Source organism: Arthrobacter sp. SLBN-53, assembly GCF_006715585.1.
Taxonomy (GTDB): Bacteria; Actinomycetota; Actinomycetes; order Mycobacteriales; family Mycobacteriaceae; genus Mycobacterium; species Mycobacterium neoaurum_A.
In genome coordinates, this window is the sequence record NZ_VFNN01000001.1 from 154,613 (window position 1) to 167,455 (window position 12,843).

Below are 12,843 nucleotides of genomic sequence, written 5' to 3' on the forward strand. Positions count from 1 at the left end.
CTCAAGAGTCCTCCTCCCCTGACTCTGGAGTGTTCATGAACCGTCCCGTCCGCGTCGCCGTCCAGGTACAACCAGGTGGTACACCCGACTACCGCACGTGGCGAGACGCCGTAGTGGCCGCCGACGACCTCGGTGTCGACGTGATCTTCGGCTACGACCACTTCCACCGGCCCGCCATGAAGGGCATCGTCGACGGCAAGCCCGTGATGTTCGACGAGCAACCCGACGTCGCGAACTTCGAAGGCTGGACCGCACTGGCATCATGGGGCGAAATCACCTCGCATGCCGAGATCGGGCTGCTGGTCACCGGCGTCGGATACCGCAACGCCGACCTGCTCGCCGACATGGCCCGCACCGTCGACCACATCAGCGGCGGCCGCCTCATCCTGGGCCTGGGCGCCGGATGGTACGAGAAGGACTATCTCACATACGGTTACGAGTTCGGCACCTTCGGCTCACGCTTCGACCTGTTCGACGAAAGCCTGATCCGCATCGAGAACAGGCTTGCGGCTTTGATACCGCCGCCGGTACGTCAGCTTCCGATTCTCATCGGCGGGACAGGCCCCAAGCGTTCGCTGCCGGCCGTGGCCAAGCATGCCGACATCTGGCACGCGTTCCAGGACCTGGATGGCTTTCGTCGGTCCAGCGACCGTGTCGACGAGTTGGCGGCGAGTTTTGGCCGCGAATGTACCGATATCGAACGTTCGACACTGTGGCAGGACCCGGAAAGTGCCGACGCCTTCCGCGAAGCAGGCGTCACGTTGTTCCAGACCGAACTCACCGCCGACGACGGTTACGATCTGGCAGCACTCAAGCAGGTGCTCGCCTGGCGCGACAACGGGTGATCGCGATCAGCCCGTGATATCCCGGCCGATCAACCGCCGCGCAATGATCCACTGCTGCAACTCGTTGGCGCCCTCGAATATCTCAAGGATCTTGGCGTCGCGGTACATTTCCTCCAGCCGCACCGACTCGCCCGTCTCACCGACCTGCCGAGCGAACCCGAGCGCGCCGTATATCTGGATCGCCTCTCGCACAACATCGTTGGCCAAGCGCGTCCCGTATGCCTTCGCCATCGCAGCCTCCGGCTCGGCGGTCCTGTCGCCGCGATCGACCAGGGTCGCCGCCTTCTGATACAGCGTTCGAGCACACTCGATTTCGGTGGCGCGTTGGGCCATGACGAATTGCCAGTGCTGCATCGCACCCAGCGGAGCGCCGAACACCTGACGGGTGCGCAACCTGTCGACGGCCAGGTCCACCGCCGCCTGGGCCACTCCCACGCCCGCAGCACCTATCCCGATACGTCCTCGTACGAGCGCCGACAGCGCGACCGCCATCCCGCCGCCCGCTTCACCCAGCAGATTCGATCGTGGAACGTGCACGTCGGTGAACTCGATGTCGGCGGTGATCTGGCCGCGGTGGCCCATCTTCAGATCCGGCGTGCCGATCCGCACACCCGGTGACGAGAGGTCGACGAGTAGCATGGTGGCTCGATCACTGCCCTCGCCAGCCCTCACCAACACCGAGACCCATCCCCTGGCGACACTGTTGGTGATCCACCGCTTGCGACCGTTGACGATGAATCCGTCCGACGTCTCCTCGGCCACAGTCCGCAGGCGTGCGGCGGTCAGATCAGAGCTGGTGTCGGGCTCAGTGGTCGCGAACGCGAAAGCCATGCGGCCGCTGACCAATTCGGGGATCAGGCGGGCCCGCAACTCGGCCGAGGCGAATGTCAGTGTCTGCGGTACCAAAATACACTGGCCATCGAATACACCCGCCAACGACGAAGAGTGGTAGGCGATCTCTTCGGTGACGGTGCATGTGCCCAGCATCGGATGCTGCAGGCCCATACCGAAATCCGCGCCGAACGGAACCCCGAAGAGACCCTCGTCCGCCAGGCCCCGGAAGGCCTGCCAGGGGAAGCTCTCCGTCGACTCTTCGCGCTGTCCGATCTCGCGGGCGTAGGGCACCACCGAGCGGTTGACGGCGTCGCGAGCCAACTCTCGCACGCGCACGATTTCCTCGGGCAACCAGACGTCGTGCGTCATACGGTCTTGAGTACGTTCGATCACCGGATCACAATAACAGTCAGCTATGACCGTTATGAAGACTGCATATCTGGCCGTTCCGACAGCATCCGGACGGCCATGTCGTTCCACAACCGAAGGTGCGGATCGGTATCGGCATTGCGCTCGCCGATCGAGTAGGTCAGCGCCACCCCGCGCATGCTGCTGAAAAGCAACTCACGCAGGTCGGGAAAGGCTGGATGACTGCTGTGCACCGGCCCGAACATCGTCGCAATGACGTGTTCGATGGCCCGGCCGAGTCTGCGCTCGGCCTCCGCCAACCCCGCGCGCAGCCCGGGATCGGTCCGCGCAGCTGTCCAGAGTTCCATCGCCGCCCAGAAGTACGGTTGCCGAAAAGTACTCCACAGCAGGCTGATCGCATAGTCGATTCGCGCGGGGCCATTGGCGGCTCCTTCGGGTACGGCAGCGTCGAACCATCGTTCCATCTCGGCGACCCGTTCGATGGCCAGGTGCTGTGCAGCAGCGACCAGCAGGGCGTCCCTGGACGGGAAGTAATGCAGCAGCCTGCCGCGGGACACCCCCGCCAACTGTTGGATGACGACGGTGGTCGCACCGCTGTAGCCGTTCTCCACCAGAGCGCGCACCGCCGCGTCGAGGATCAAGGCGCGACTGTCGGCGCGCCGGTCGGGGCGCGAGACGCGTGCTGCCCTCGGGTGTACCACCACGGTGACAGCGTAGAGCAAACGGTCATCGTTGACTGCTAAGCCCATGGACAACTCACTTGGGCGTATTAACAACTCATTTGAGCTGTTATGGTCGATCCATGGCTATCGAGACACCTGGCAGAACGATCAGGGCGGGGCGCCGCGAGTGGTCGGCGCTCGGAGTGCTGGTGTTGGTGGTGACACTGCTCGCGATCGACGGGACTGTTCTGTATCTCGCCGTTCCCTCGTTGACGACCGATATCGGACCCAGCGCCACGCAGTTGCTGTGGATCGGCGACATCTATTCGTTCGTGTTGGCCGGCCTGCTGATCACGATGGGCAATATCGCCGACCGCATCGGCCGCAAGCGGCTGCTTTTGATCGGGGCCGCCGCCTTCGGGGCCGCGTCGACACTTGCCGCCTTTGCCCCGGACGCCGGAACACTCATCGTCGCCCGCGCCTTGCTCGGCATCGCGGGAGCCACCCTGATGCCCTCCACGTTGTCGATCGTGCGGGCAATGTTCGCCGACGCGAAACAACGCACGACGGCCATCGCCATCTGGTCGGCCGGCGCCATGGCCGGTGCGGCTGCCGGTCCGCTCGTCGGAGGCCTGCTGCTGGAACACTATTGGTGGGGATCGGTCTTCCTGATCAATCTGCCGATCATGGCGCTGGTGCTGATCGCCGGCCCCATCCTCATCCCGGAATCGCGCGGCGATGCCGCCAAGGGCATCGACATATGGTCCTCGCTGCTGTCGATCGCGGCCATCGTGCCGCTGGTGTACGCGGTCAAGCACTGGGTCGGTAGCGGCTGGGACGCCGCCGTTCCCATGGCCGCGCTCGTCGGAATCGCAAGCGGCTGGCTGTTTCTCCGGCGCCAGCGGACGCTCACCCATCCGCTACTGGACATCACACTGTTTCGAGTTCCGGCGTTCGCCGGTGCCGTCGCGTCCAACGGATTGGCCATTTTCGCGTTCATCGGACTTCTCTACTTCTATTCGCAGTACCTGCAACTCGTGCGGCAGTTCGGTCCGCTGCAGGCCGGGTTGGCCGAACTACCGGGCACGCTGGCGTCGATCGCGGTGATCGCCGTCGTCGGTGCCGTGAGCACCCGGCTCGGCGCGGGGCGTGCGATCGGACTCGGGCTGGCAACCGGAGCGCTCGGATTGACGGGTATCGGCCTGAGCGTGTTCCACGCCGGCTACTGGCCCCTGGCCCTTGCCCTCGTCGTGATCGGATTCGGCATTGGTATCGCCATGACGTTGTCGACCGACGCGGTCGTGTCCGCGGTACCGACGGAACGCGCGGGGGCAGCGTCGGCGATTGCCGAGACCGCCTACGAGCTCGGCACCGCGTTCGGCATCGCGGTTCTCGGTTCGCTGCACTTCCTGATGTACCGGAGTCATCTGGACCTGCCGGCGGGAACTGCACCGGCGGATGCCGAGTCCGCGAATGCCTCGCTGGCCAGGACGATCACGACGGTGTCGGACCCGGTGGTCGTCGAGCATGCGCGTGACGCTTTTGCCACCGCCGTGCAGACAACGGCCTTCACCGCGGCGGGTCTGCTGCTCCTTGCCGCCGTGGCAGCATGGCGGGTGATCCCGTCGGATCGCACCGGTATGCGAAAGGACAGCCATGGCGGCAAATGAGCCGACGGCCACCCGCGACAAAGAGCGGACCCGGCGGGCGATACTCGTCGCAGCCGAGAAGATGTTCTCCGAACGTGGATCCAAGGCCAGTCTGGCTGATATAGCGACCTCGGCCGGGGTGACCCAAAGCGGTCTTCGGCATCATTTCCACAGCAGGGAAGCACTGCTTTTCGGCGTGGCCGAAGACATCGTGCAGCGCTACTGGACCGAAATCCACAACATGGTCGATCTCTCCGAAAATCGGCCGGGAAAGCTGATGCGTGCCTACATTCGCGCACTGACCGGTGCCGATGATCTGCTCTCGACAATCCTGGACCCCACCAGTCTGAGTGCGGCCCTTGGGCACCCCGAGATCTTCGATGATCTGTTCCGCCGAGACGCTGCGCGGTGGCGTGCCGCGCTGGCCGCAGACGGATTACCGATGGACCTCGTACTGGTCATCCAACACGCCGCCGAGGGCCTGGCGATGGCCAGGAAGAGTCCATACCTGACCGAGGCGGATCTGCAGGCGGCCCGAACCAAGTTGCTCGCGATGACCGACGATATCTGACCTTTCTCCGATGCTCGGGTGACGGGCGGCTAGTGTCTTCCTCGGCCCTCACCCCCACCGACGAGTACGACGGATGACTGACCCGAACGAGCTACCGCCGGCCGAACCCGGCCACACGCCGCGGCGAGTCATGACCATCGCCGGTTCGGACTCCGGTGGAAGCGCGGGCCTGCAAGCCGATATGCGGACCTTCGCCATGCTCGGCGTACACGGTTGTGCCGCAGTCACCGCCGTGACGGTGCAGAACACCCTCGGCGTGAGTGCCTTCCACGAAGTGCCCACCGATGTCCTGGCCGGACAGATCACCGCGGTGGCCGGCGATATCGGGATCGAGGCAGCCAAGACCGGAATGCTGGCCTCGACCGAGATCATCCGAGCGGTCGTGGCGACCTGGCGCAGCGCGGGCCTCACCGGATCGGTCCCACTTCTCGTCGACCCGGTGTGTGCATCCAATGTGGGCGAGCCCCTGCTGCATCCCAGTGCGCTCGACGCCATGCGTCACGAGCTCATCCCCACCGCGACGCTGATCACGCCCAATCTGGACGAGGTTCGGCTTCTCGTCGGTATCGAGGTCGTCGACGACGCCACCCAACGCGAAGCGGCCCGCGCGCTGCATGCACTGGGACCGCAGTGGACCCTGGTCAAGGGGGGCCATCTGCGCACCTCACGGATCAGTTCCGATCTGCTGTTCGACGGTGTCGACTTCCACGAGTACGCCGCGACGCGGGTCGACACCCGCGACGACCACGGCGCAGGCGACACACTGGCCGCGGCGATCACCGCAGCACTGGCTCACGGCCACGCGGTTCCCGAGGCCGTCGGTTTCGGGAAGCGGTGGGTCACCGACTGTATTCGCGCCGCGTACCCACTGGGCCACGGCCTCGGAACGGTCAACGGGCTTGCCAGACTGCTGGACGACGGCAGCGCTTAGGAATCGGATAAACCGGGTAATTCACCGACGCCAATTTCGCTGGGCTCGACATCTGGTCCCGCCCAGCAGCCGTACTAGCAGAATCGAGCCGTCAGATGACCGTCCTTCGAATCGCCCGGACTCTCCCGCTTGCGGCCGCCGTGTCGGGCGCAGTTCTCTTCGGCGGGCTGACCGCCTGCAGTTCCGACAGTGAGGCACCGGACAGCACGACCACCACCTCGACCACGGAATCGACGATGACGACCACGCCGTCGACCGGCGCGGCCACCACCACCCTCGCGCCGTCCTCGCCGATGCCGCCGGCCGGTGGCGGCGCCGATGCCGGCCCGGGCGGAGCCACCGCCAGCGTGCCGGGGGCCAGTGCGGGAGCCGGACCCGGTGGCGCCAACGCCGGCGTCCCCGGTGCAGGGGCCGAGGCCGGACCCGGAGGCGCATCCGTCGGCGTTCCCGGCGCCGGCGCCGAAGCGGGACCGGGAGGCGCCTCTGCAGGTGTTCCCGGTGCCGGAGCAGGTGCGGGCCCCGGCGGTGCCGGCGCGTGCGTCGGCTCCGTCTGCGTTGGGACCCCCTAGCCCAATCGGGACGTGGCGGCCCGACGGCCGCCACGTTTCGAATGTATGTGCGATGGGCATTCGGTGGGCATGAGCGAGCACACCACATCAGCACCGCAGGAAAACGCCGAAAAGGACACCTCGGAATGGGTCACCGGGGACGAACCGATGACCGGCCCGCAGCGCAGCTATCTGCACACCCTGGCCCAGGAAGCAGGAGCCGAGTTTCCCGACGACGCCACCAAAGCCCAGGCATCGGATCTCATCGACGCGTTGCAGGCCGAAACCGGGCGTGGATGACAGCGACCACGGCGAAATGCTCCACCACCGGATGGTGGTGGAGCATTTCGTCCTGAAATCTCAGGCCGATGCGACCTCGGTGGCCAGCCGGGACAGTGTGTCATCGAGCTGCCCCTGCGTGACCAGCGGGAACTTCACCTTCTCCAGTAGTTTCTTGTCCGTCACCTTCGACCAGTCGTAAGTGTGGCGTACCAACGTTTCATTCGGCCCCTGAGATTCCAGCTCCCACAACCATTCCCACCCCGGAGGCTCCGTACCGGCCGGTGCGGTCTGCCACGCGAGCAGCTTGTCCTTGGCATAACCGGTGACGTGGTTGTCGGTCTGGTACTCCCCGCCCATGTGATCACCCTGCATGTTCATCGTGAACACCTCGCCCACCTTCTGTATCCGGTCGGCATGATCCACGCTGCGCACGAATCCGGAGCCATCCAGAGCGGGATGACGGTGCGGATTGGACAGCACATCGAAGACCGCCGCCACCGGTGCGGCGATGGTTCGTTCCACAGTGACTTTCTCGTTGTCGGTCATAGGTTCACACTGCCCAAACTGGAACCATCGGAAACTCCGCATGGGCTTGCTCGGTGCAGATGCCGAACGATCCCCGCCGTTGCGCGTGTTCGGCGAGTTGTACTGTGCTGGCCATGCGCACACCAAGAAATCCCGACGGTGATGCACCGCTGTGGAAGCGGATGGCGTTCGAACTCAAATGCGCCGTCAAACGCCGGATCGCGCCGAAAGGGGTGCCCGTCACCCCACCTGACGAGCCCTACCTCATCGTCGCGATCCTCGGCCAGTCCAACGCCTTCGGAATGGGTCTACCGCTGGACCCCGAGGGCGCCGACCGGCCCCACCCCAGCGTGCACCAGTGGGCCAACAGCGGCCCGTCGAAGAACACCGTCGTGCTCGGCGCCGACCCGCTGTTCCACGAAACTCCCGCTCGGCGAGTCGGTTTCGGAGTCACCTTCGGCAAGGCCCTCGCGGACGCGACCAACAGGGCCGTCCTGCTGGTGCCATGCGCCCGCGGAGACACATCGTTTCACCCGAAGAACGGCTACACCTGGGACATCGCAGACACCGCAACCCGCCGCAATCTGTACCGCGAAGCGGTGCGGTCCATCGACGCCGCGCTGGATCACCGGCCCGGCAGCACAGTCGCCGCCGTGTTGTGGCACCAGGGTGAATCCGATGTGCCCCTCATGTCTGCGCCGCAGTACCAGCAACATCTGGACGCGCTGTTCGACGATCTGCGCGCCCGGTACGGCGAGGACACCCCCATCATTCTCGGCGGCATGGTCCCCGAGGAAATGGAACGCAGCGGCAAGGACTACCCGCCCATCGACGCCGTGCACCGTGACACGCCCAATCGCCGACCCCGCGCGGCCTTCGTACCGGGCAATCGCGGGATGTTCAACAGCGATGTCGACCGGCATTACAACGCCGCGGGAATCCGCGCGATGGGCCACGATATGTGGCTGGCCTATCAGCGCATCGCGGCCGACGATCTGGCCGAGTACCGCCGCTGAGTCAGCGGCGGCCCCGGTACCGACCGCTGCCCGACGGGCACGCCGTTGCACGGCCACCCGTTGGTAGGAAATCCCGCCAGAATCAGTCCAGATCGAAGCGGTCGTTGTTCATGACCTTGACCCACGCCTTCACGAAGTCCTCGATGAACTTCGTCTGGTTGTCCTGCTGTGCGTACACCTCGGCGATCGCCCGCAGCACGGAATTGGAGCCGAAGACGAGATCATTGGCGGTCGCTGTCCACTTCACCTCGCCGGTGGCGCGGTCGTATCCGGTGTAGACATTCTCGGCCGACTCCGAACCCTTCCACTCGGTTCCCATATCGAGCAGGTTGACGAAGAAGTCCGTCGTCAGCGCTCCCGGCCGGCTGGTGAACACACCGTGCTTTGTCCCGCCGTGATTCGCACCGATGGTCCGCAGTCCACCGATCAACACGGTCATCTCCGGGGCGGTCAGGTCCAGGAAGTACGCCTTGTCGACCAGCAACTGCTCCAGCGCCGCCTTCTCACCGGCCCGGACGAAGTTACGGAATCCGTCGGCCTGAGGTTCCAGCACCGCGAAGGATTCCACATCGGTGTTGTCCTGGGTGGCATCGGTGCGACCGGGCGCGAAATGCACCGTGACGTCGAATCCGCCGTCCTTTGCCGCCTTCTCGATGGCAGCCGATCCGGCCAGCACGATCAGATCGGCCAGCGAGATCTTCTTGCCGCCCTGTGCTGAACCGTTGAAGTCCTGCTGAATCTTCTCCAACGTCGGCAACACCTTCGCCAGCTCGGAGGGCTCGTTTGCCTCCCAGTTACGTTGCGGCTCAAGACGAATACGTGCACCGTTGGCGCCACCGCGCTTATCGGTACCGCGGAAGCTCGAGGCGGCACCCCATGCGGTCTTCACCAATTGGGGCACCGACAGCCCGGATTCGAGCACCTTGCTCTTCAAAGTCGCGATATCGGACTCGTCGACCAACGGGTGGTCGACCGCGGGTACCGGGTCCTGCCACAGCTGCGGCTCGGGAATCCACGGGCCGAGATAGCGGCTCACCGGGCCCATATCGCGATGCAGCAGCTTGTACCAGGCCCTGGCGAAGGCCGCATTCATCTCTTCTGGATGATCCAGCCACCGCCGGGTGATCTGGCCGTAGATAGGGTCGACCCGCATGGACACATCGGTGACCAACATCGTGGGTTTGCGGGGCGGCCCACCGAACGGGTCGGGAATGGTGGCCTCGGCATCCTTGGCCTCGAACTGCCATGCGCCGGCGGGGCTCTTGGTCAGCTCCCATTCGTTGCCGTAAAGGATCTCCAGGTAACCGTTGCTCCATTGGGTGGGGGTGGCGGTCCAGACCACCTCGAGCCCACTGGTCACCGTGTCGTTGGCGTTGCCAGAACCGAAGGGGCACTTCCAGCCGAGTCCTTGCTGCTCGATGGGTGCGCCCTCGGGTTCCGGGCCGACGTTGACGTCGGCGGCACCGTGGGTCTTGCCCAACGTGTGACCGCCGACGATGAGCGCCGCGGTCTCCTCGTCGTTCATGGCCATCCGGCCGAATGTCTCACGGATGTCATGGGCCGCCGCCAGCGGATCGGGCTTGCCCTCCGGACCTTCGGGATTGACGTAGATGAGACCCATCGTGGTGGCACCGAAGGGCTCGGCCAGGTTGCGGTCGCTGTCGTTGCTGCCGTCGTAACGCTTGTCGGTGCCCAGCCAAGTGTCTTCCTGCCCGAAGAGCACCTCCTCGGGCTCCCAGATGTCCTCGCGACCGAACCCGAACCCGAACGTCTCGAACCCCGCCGACTCAAGCGCGACATTGCCGGCATAGACGATCAGATCAGCCCAGGACAGCGCGTTGCCGTACTTCTGTTTGATGGGCCACAGCAGCCGCCGCGCCTTGTCCAGGTTGGCATTGTCGGGCCAGCTGTTCAGCGGCGCGAAGCGCTGCGCGCCCTGCCCGCCACCGCCGCGACCGTCGTAGATGCGGTAGGTGCCTGCAGCATGCCAGCTCATCCGGATGAAGAGCCCTGCGTAGCTGCCGTAGTCGGCCGGCCACCAATCCTGCGATGAGGTCATCAGCGCCAGCATGTCGGACCGCAGCGCCTCGAGGTCGAGTTTCGCGAAGGCCTCGCTGTAGGAGAAGTCGGCACCGAGCGGATTGCCCTTCGGGTTCTGCTTGTGCAGCACCGAAACGTCGACCTGCCCTGGCCACCAGTCCTGGTTGGTCAGCGGCGCATGAGATCTCGGCTTGGGCGAATCGATGACGGGATTCTCGGACTCACTGCCGCTGCTCGTCTTTGTGTCGGAGTGCGGAGGCCGGGCATCAGAGGTGTCGGACATGAAATCGCCTTTCGTCGGGTTTCGTGCTGGCTGCACAACGTGGTGGCATTGATCAGGAAGAACGCTTTCGAACACACGCGGGACAGAGACCCCAATAGATGACCTCGGCCTCGTCGATCTCGAAACCGAGATCATCGGAGGCCGAGAGGCATGCCGCCTCGCCGACCGCACAGTCGACGTCGGCGATGGCCCCACAGGACCGGCACACCACATGATGATGGTTGTCGCCGACCCTGGACTCGTAACGGGCTGTCGCGCCAGCCGGTTGGATTCGGCGCACCATACCCACGGTGGTCAGTGCACCGAGCGCGTCGTAGACGGTCTGACGTGATACATCGGAAAGCACCCGCCGGGCAGCATGGAAGATCGTGTCCGTATCCGCGTGCGGATTCTCTTGTACGGCGTCCATGACCACCAGCCGGGGTCGCGTGACGCGAAGTCCGGCCGCTCGCAGCATCGTCGCGCAATCACCAGCGTCAGCCATCATGTTTCAGTGTGACCCCTTATGTGGAAGCAATCAAGAAATTGGCGAAAAACGTTGTGTTTCCTGAAGAGATATCTGGCCGGTCAAGTCAATGAACGAACACGCAGGTCCGAGCGGCGATCACCAATTTGTTGACCGCCGCTCGGCGTCACTCAACGAAAACGCTGTCCGACAATGACTTTCGCCGATCGATCGGTCAGTGCACCTGCGGATCCGGCGGGTTGTTCGCGGAACGCCCGGTAGCCGCATCGCGAACATGGTCCATGGTCGCGCTCACCATTCCGACCGTTTTGAGCACGCCCGCGCTCGGCGGGGTGTCGGGATGCGGGCGGGTCGGAGCGATCTTCTTTGCCCGCTCCAACTTCTCCCCCAGCTCCATGAGCCGCTCACGCGAGACTGCGGCTTCGAACTTCGGCCACACCACCTCCTGCTCGAAGGCGATGTGCTCCCGGCCGAGGGCGACGAATTTCTGTAGCGCCTGCTGATACTCAGGATCGCCGGGCGCACCGTCTTCCAACGTCTGGAGTAGCTGCTTGCCCTCTTGCTCCTGTTCCACGGCGCGGTCCGCCAGTTCGTCGCCGTCCTCGAGCACCTCCCGCACCGCCGGCCAAAAGTACTGTTCTTCGATTGCCTCGTGCTGAGATTCGGCGATCACCAGGTTGGTCACCATCGTCTCGAGGCCACTGCGCTGCGCGCCCTCACCGGACGGCGCCCCGTCGAGCACCTCCAGCATCCCCAGCACACTTTTGTGGTCTTCCCGCAGAAAGGTCAAAGCATCCATGTCCGCTCCTCGTCCTCGTCGATCCGGTGGCTCAACTCGTCGCGGCGTGTTGCTCATGGGTGAACGGCTTGTCACCCTCGACGGCGGGTTGACCGTCGGGATTACGCTCGGCCCCGGTGTTGCCGCGCAGCGCCGTCCCCAGCCATTGCCGCTCGGGATCCTCGACGTAATCCCATTCGATGCCCTCGGGCCACGGACCCTGACCTTCGTTCCACGGTCCGCGCACGGATCCGTCGCCGTTGCTCATGTTGAAGGCGACGTTCTGGAACCGCGGATCACCCGGCAACTGTCCGGGCGGGAAATTCACCGGCAACTCGTTGAGCGCGGCGGTGAACTGCTGATAGTGCGCGATCTCTCGGGTCATCAGGAACGTCAACGTGTCCTGGATACCGGGATCATCGGTGAATTGCTTGAGGTATTCGTAGACGACCTTGGCTCTGGACTCGGCGGCGAGGTTGTTGCGCAGATCCACCGCGGGATCACCGTTGGCGTCGATGAATGCCCCGGTCCAGTTGTTGCCCGCGGAGTCCTTGACATCAGGTCCCCCACCACTGAGGACGAGGAACATCGGATTCACGGCGACCTGATGGATGGCCTGCTCCTTGCCGGTCTTGCTGGCAACCGCGGGCATCCACTCACAGCGCTTGTGGGCGACCTTCAAATCGTCGTTCAGACCGTCGAGCAGCATCGTGATGGTGGTACCGACGATCTCGAGGTGGCTGAGTTCTTCGGTCGCGATATCCATGAAGAGGTCGTACATCTTCGGGTTTTTCTCGCGCAGGACGAACGCCTGGGTGAAGTACTGCAGGGCGGCGGTGAGTTCGCCGTTGGCGCCCCCGAACTGCTCCATCAGCAACGATGCGAAACGCGGATCCGGCTCGCTGACCCGGACTTCGAACTGCAGATCTTTGTTGTGGGTGAACATATCGCCTCCTGGGCACGATTGACCGTGATCCGCGACCGGGCAGGCGGTCACGGATAGCACTGGCTGTTTGGCCACAGATCCAACTGGGCTGTAGATCG

At 64.6% G+C, this 12,843-nt stretch carries 14 protein-coding genes; 6 read left to right on the forward strand and 8 right to left on the reverse strand.

Going from position 1 to position 12,843, the window contains the following annotated elements:
- Positions 1 to 35 precede the first annotated feature (35 nt).
- Positions 36 to 845 (forward strand): LLM class F420-dependent oxidoreductase, encoded by an 810-nt coding sequence (locus tag FBY28_RS00740; RefSeq protein ID WP_141863521.1) that lies wholly within the window; start codon positions 36 to 38, stop codon positions 843 to 845.
- Positions 846 to 851: 6 nt separating this feature from the next.
- On the opposite strand, the gene FBY28_RS00745 is transcribed toward FBY28_RS00740, so the two are convergent.
- The gene (locus tag FBY28_RS00745; protein ID WP_141863522.1) at positions 852 to 2,048 is read right to left on the reverse strand and encodes an acyl-CoA dehydrogenase family protein; all 1,197 of its coding nucleotides are present in this window, start codon (positions 2,046 to 2,048) and stop codon (positions 852 to 854) included.
- A gap of 53 nt (positions 2,049 to 2,101) precedes the next feature.
- Positions 2,102 to 2,752 carry a TetR/AcrR family transcriptional regulator gene (locus FBY28_RS00750; RefSeq protein ID WP_216847411.1) on the reverse strand — a complete coding sequence of 217 codons (651 nt, stop codon included), beginning with the start codon at positions 2,750 to 2,752 and terminating at the stop codon, positions 2,102 to 2,104.
- Between the two features lie 98 nt (positions 2,753 to 2,850).
- On the opposite strand from FBY28_RS00750, the gene FBY28_RS00755 reads away from it, so the two are divergent.
- The 3 genes from FBY28_RS00755 to thiD all read left to right on the forward strand — a co-directional run bounded on the left by FBY28_RS00755 (position 2,851) and on the right by thiD (position 5,861).
- Positions 2,851 to 4,380, forward strand: a complete 1,530-nt coding sequence (locus FBY28_RS00755) for an MFS transporter (protein ID WP_141863523.1) — start codon at positions 2,851 to 2,853, stop codon at positions 4,378 to 4,380.
- Positions 4,367 to 4,930 (forward strand): TetR/AcrR family transcriptional regulator, encoded by a 564-nt coding sequence (locus FBY28_RS00760; protein WP_141863524.1) that lies wholly within the window; start codon positions 4,367 to 4,369, stop codon positions 4,928 to 4,930. The genes FBY28_RS00755 and FBY28_RS00760 overlap by 14 nt, the downstream gene beginning before the upstream one ends.
- A 73-nt stretch (positions 4,931 to 5,003) precedes the next feature.
- Positions 5,004 to 5,861, forward strand: coding sequence for a bifunctional hydroxymethylpyrimidine kinase/phosphomethylpyrimidine kinase (gene thiD, locus FBY28_RS00765; protein WP_141863525.1), 858 nt, complete (start codon positions 5,004 to 5,006; stop codon positions 5,859 to 5,861).
- 91 nt (positions 5,862 to 5,952) lie between these two features.
- On the opposite strand, the gene FBY28_RS25935 is transcribed toward thiD, so the two are convergent.
- Complete coding sequence (locus tag FBY28_RS25935) at positions 5,953 to 6,249, reverse strand: hypothetical protein (protein ID WP_141863526.1); 297 nt, start codon at positions 6,247 to 6,249, stop codon at positions 5,953 to 5,955.
- 250 nt (positions 6,250 to 6,499) lie between these two features.
- Between FBY28_RS25935 and FBY28_RS00775 the strand changes: the two genes are divergently transcribed.
- Positions 6,500 to 6,709 carry a DUF3072 domain-containing protein gene (locus tag FBY28_RS00775; RefSeq protein ID WP_141863527.1) on the forward strand — a complete coding sequence of 70 codons (210 nt, stop codon included), beginning with the start codon at positions 6,500 to 6,502 and terminating at the stop codon, positions 6,707 to 6,709.
- Between the two features lie 60 nt (positions 6,710 to 6,769).
- Here FBY28_RS00775 and FBY28_RS00780 read toward each other — a convergent pair whose 3' ends face one another.
- Positions 6,770 to 7,237, reverse strand: coding sequence for an SRPBCC family protein (locus FBY28_RS00780; protein WP_141863528.1), 468 nt, complete (start codon positions 7,235 to 7,237; stop codon positions 6,770 to 6,772).
- 113 nt (positions 7,238 to 7,350) lie between these two features.
- Between FBY28_RS00780 and FBY28_RS00785 the strand changes: the two genes are divergently transcribed.
- Entirely contained in the window at positions 7,351 to 8,232 is an 882-nt protein-coding gene (locus FBY28_RS00785) for a sialate O-acetylesterase (RefSeq protein WP_216847412.1), read from the forward strand.
- An 82-nt stretch (positions 8,233 to 8,314) separates the two neighbouring features.
- Here FBY28_RS00785 and katG read toward each other — a convergent pair whose 3' ends face one another.
- From katG to FBY28_RS00805, 4 genes are all read right to left on the reverse strand, one after another.
- Positions 8,315 to 10,555, reverse strand: coding sequence for a catalase/peroxidase HPI (gene katG / locus FBY28_RS00790; RefSeq protein ID WP_141863529.1), 2,241 nt, complete (start codon positions 10,553 to 10,555; stop codon positions 8,315 to 8,317).
- 52 nt (positions 10,556 to 10,607) lie between these two features.
- Positions 10,608 to 11,042 (reverse strand): Fur family transcriptional regulator, encoded by a 435-nt coding sequence (locus FBY28_RS00795; protein ID WP_216847413.1) that lies wholly within the window; start codon positions 11,040 to 11,042, stop codon positions 10,608 to 10,610.
- Positions 11,043 to 11,235: 193 nt separating this feature from the next.
- Complete coding sequence (locus FBY28_RS00800; RefSeq protein ID WP_141863531.1) at positions 11,236 to 11,820, reverse strand: hemerythrin domain-containing protein; 585 nt, start codon at positions 11,818 to 11,820, stop codon at positions 11,236 to 11,238.
- Positions 11,821 to 11,851: 31 nt separating this feature from the next.
- Entirely contained in the window at positions 11,852 to 12,745 is an 894-nt protein-coding gene (locus FBY28_RS00805; protein ID WP_141863532.1) for a manganese catalase family protein, read from the reverse strand.
- Positions 12,746 to 12,843 lie beyond the last annotated feature (98 nt).

Bases quoted from the DNA above. Each gene is read 5' to 3' on its own strand.
- FBY28_RS00745 (WP_141863522.1), bottom strand. From the start codon at position 2,048: ATGACGCACGACGTCTGGTTGCCCGAGGAAATCGTGCGCGTGCGAGAG.
- FBY28_RS00760 (WP_141863524.1), top strand. From the start codon at position 4,367: ATGGCGGCAAATGAGCCGACGGCCACCCGCGACAAAGAGCGGACCCGG.
- FBY28_RS00785 (WP_216847412.1), top strand. From the start codon at position 7,351: ATGCGCACACCAAGAAATCCCGACGGTGATGCACCGCTGTGGAAGCGG.
- FBY28_RS00805 (WP_141863532.1), bottom strand. From the start codon at position 12,745: ATGTTCACCCACAACAAAGATCTGCAGTTCGAAGTCCGGGTCAGCGAG.
- FBY28_RS00780 (WP_141863528.1), bottom strand. From the start codon at position 7,237: ATGACCGACAACGAGAAAGTCACTGTGGAACGAACCATCGCCGCACCG.
- FBY28_RS00755 (WP_141863523.1), top strand. From the start codon at position 2,851: ATGGCTATCGAGACACCTGGCAGAACGATCAGGGCGGGGCGCCGCGAG.
- katG (WP_141863529.1), bottom strand. From the start codon at position 10,555: ATGTCCGACACCTCTGATGCCCGGCCTCCGCACTCCGACACAAAGACG.
- FBY28_RS00795 (WP_216847413.1), bottom strand. From the start codon at position 11,042: ATGATGGCTGACGCTGGTGATTGCGCGACGATGCTGCGAGCGGCCGGA.
- thiD (WP_141863525.1), top strand. From the start codon at position 5,004: ATGACTGACCCGAACGAGCTACCGCCGGCCGAACCCGGCCACACGCCG.
- FBY28_RS00740 (WP_141863521.1), top strand. From the start codon at position 36: ATGAACCGTCCCGTCCGCGTCGCCGTCCAGGTACAACCAGGTGGTACA.
- FBY28_RS00775 (WP_141863527.1), top strand. From the start codon at position 6,500: ATGAGCGAGCACACCACATCAGCACCGCAGGAAAACGCCGAAAAGGAC.
- FBY28_RS00800 (WP_141863531.1), bottom strand. From the start codon at position 11,820: ATGGATGCTTTGACCTTTCTGCGGGAAGACCACAAAAGTGTGCTGGGG.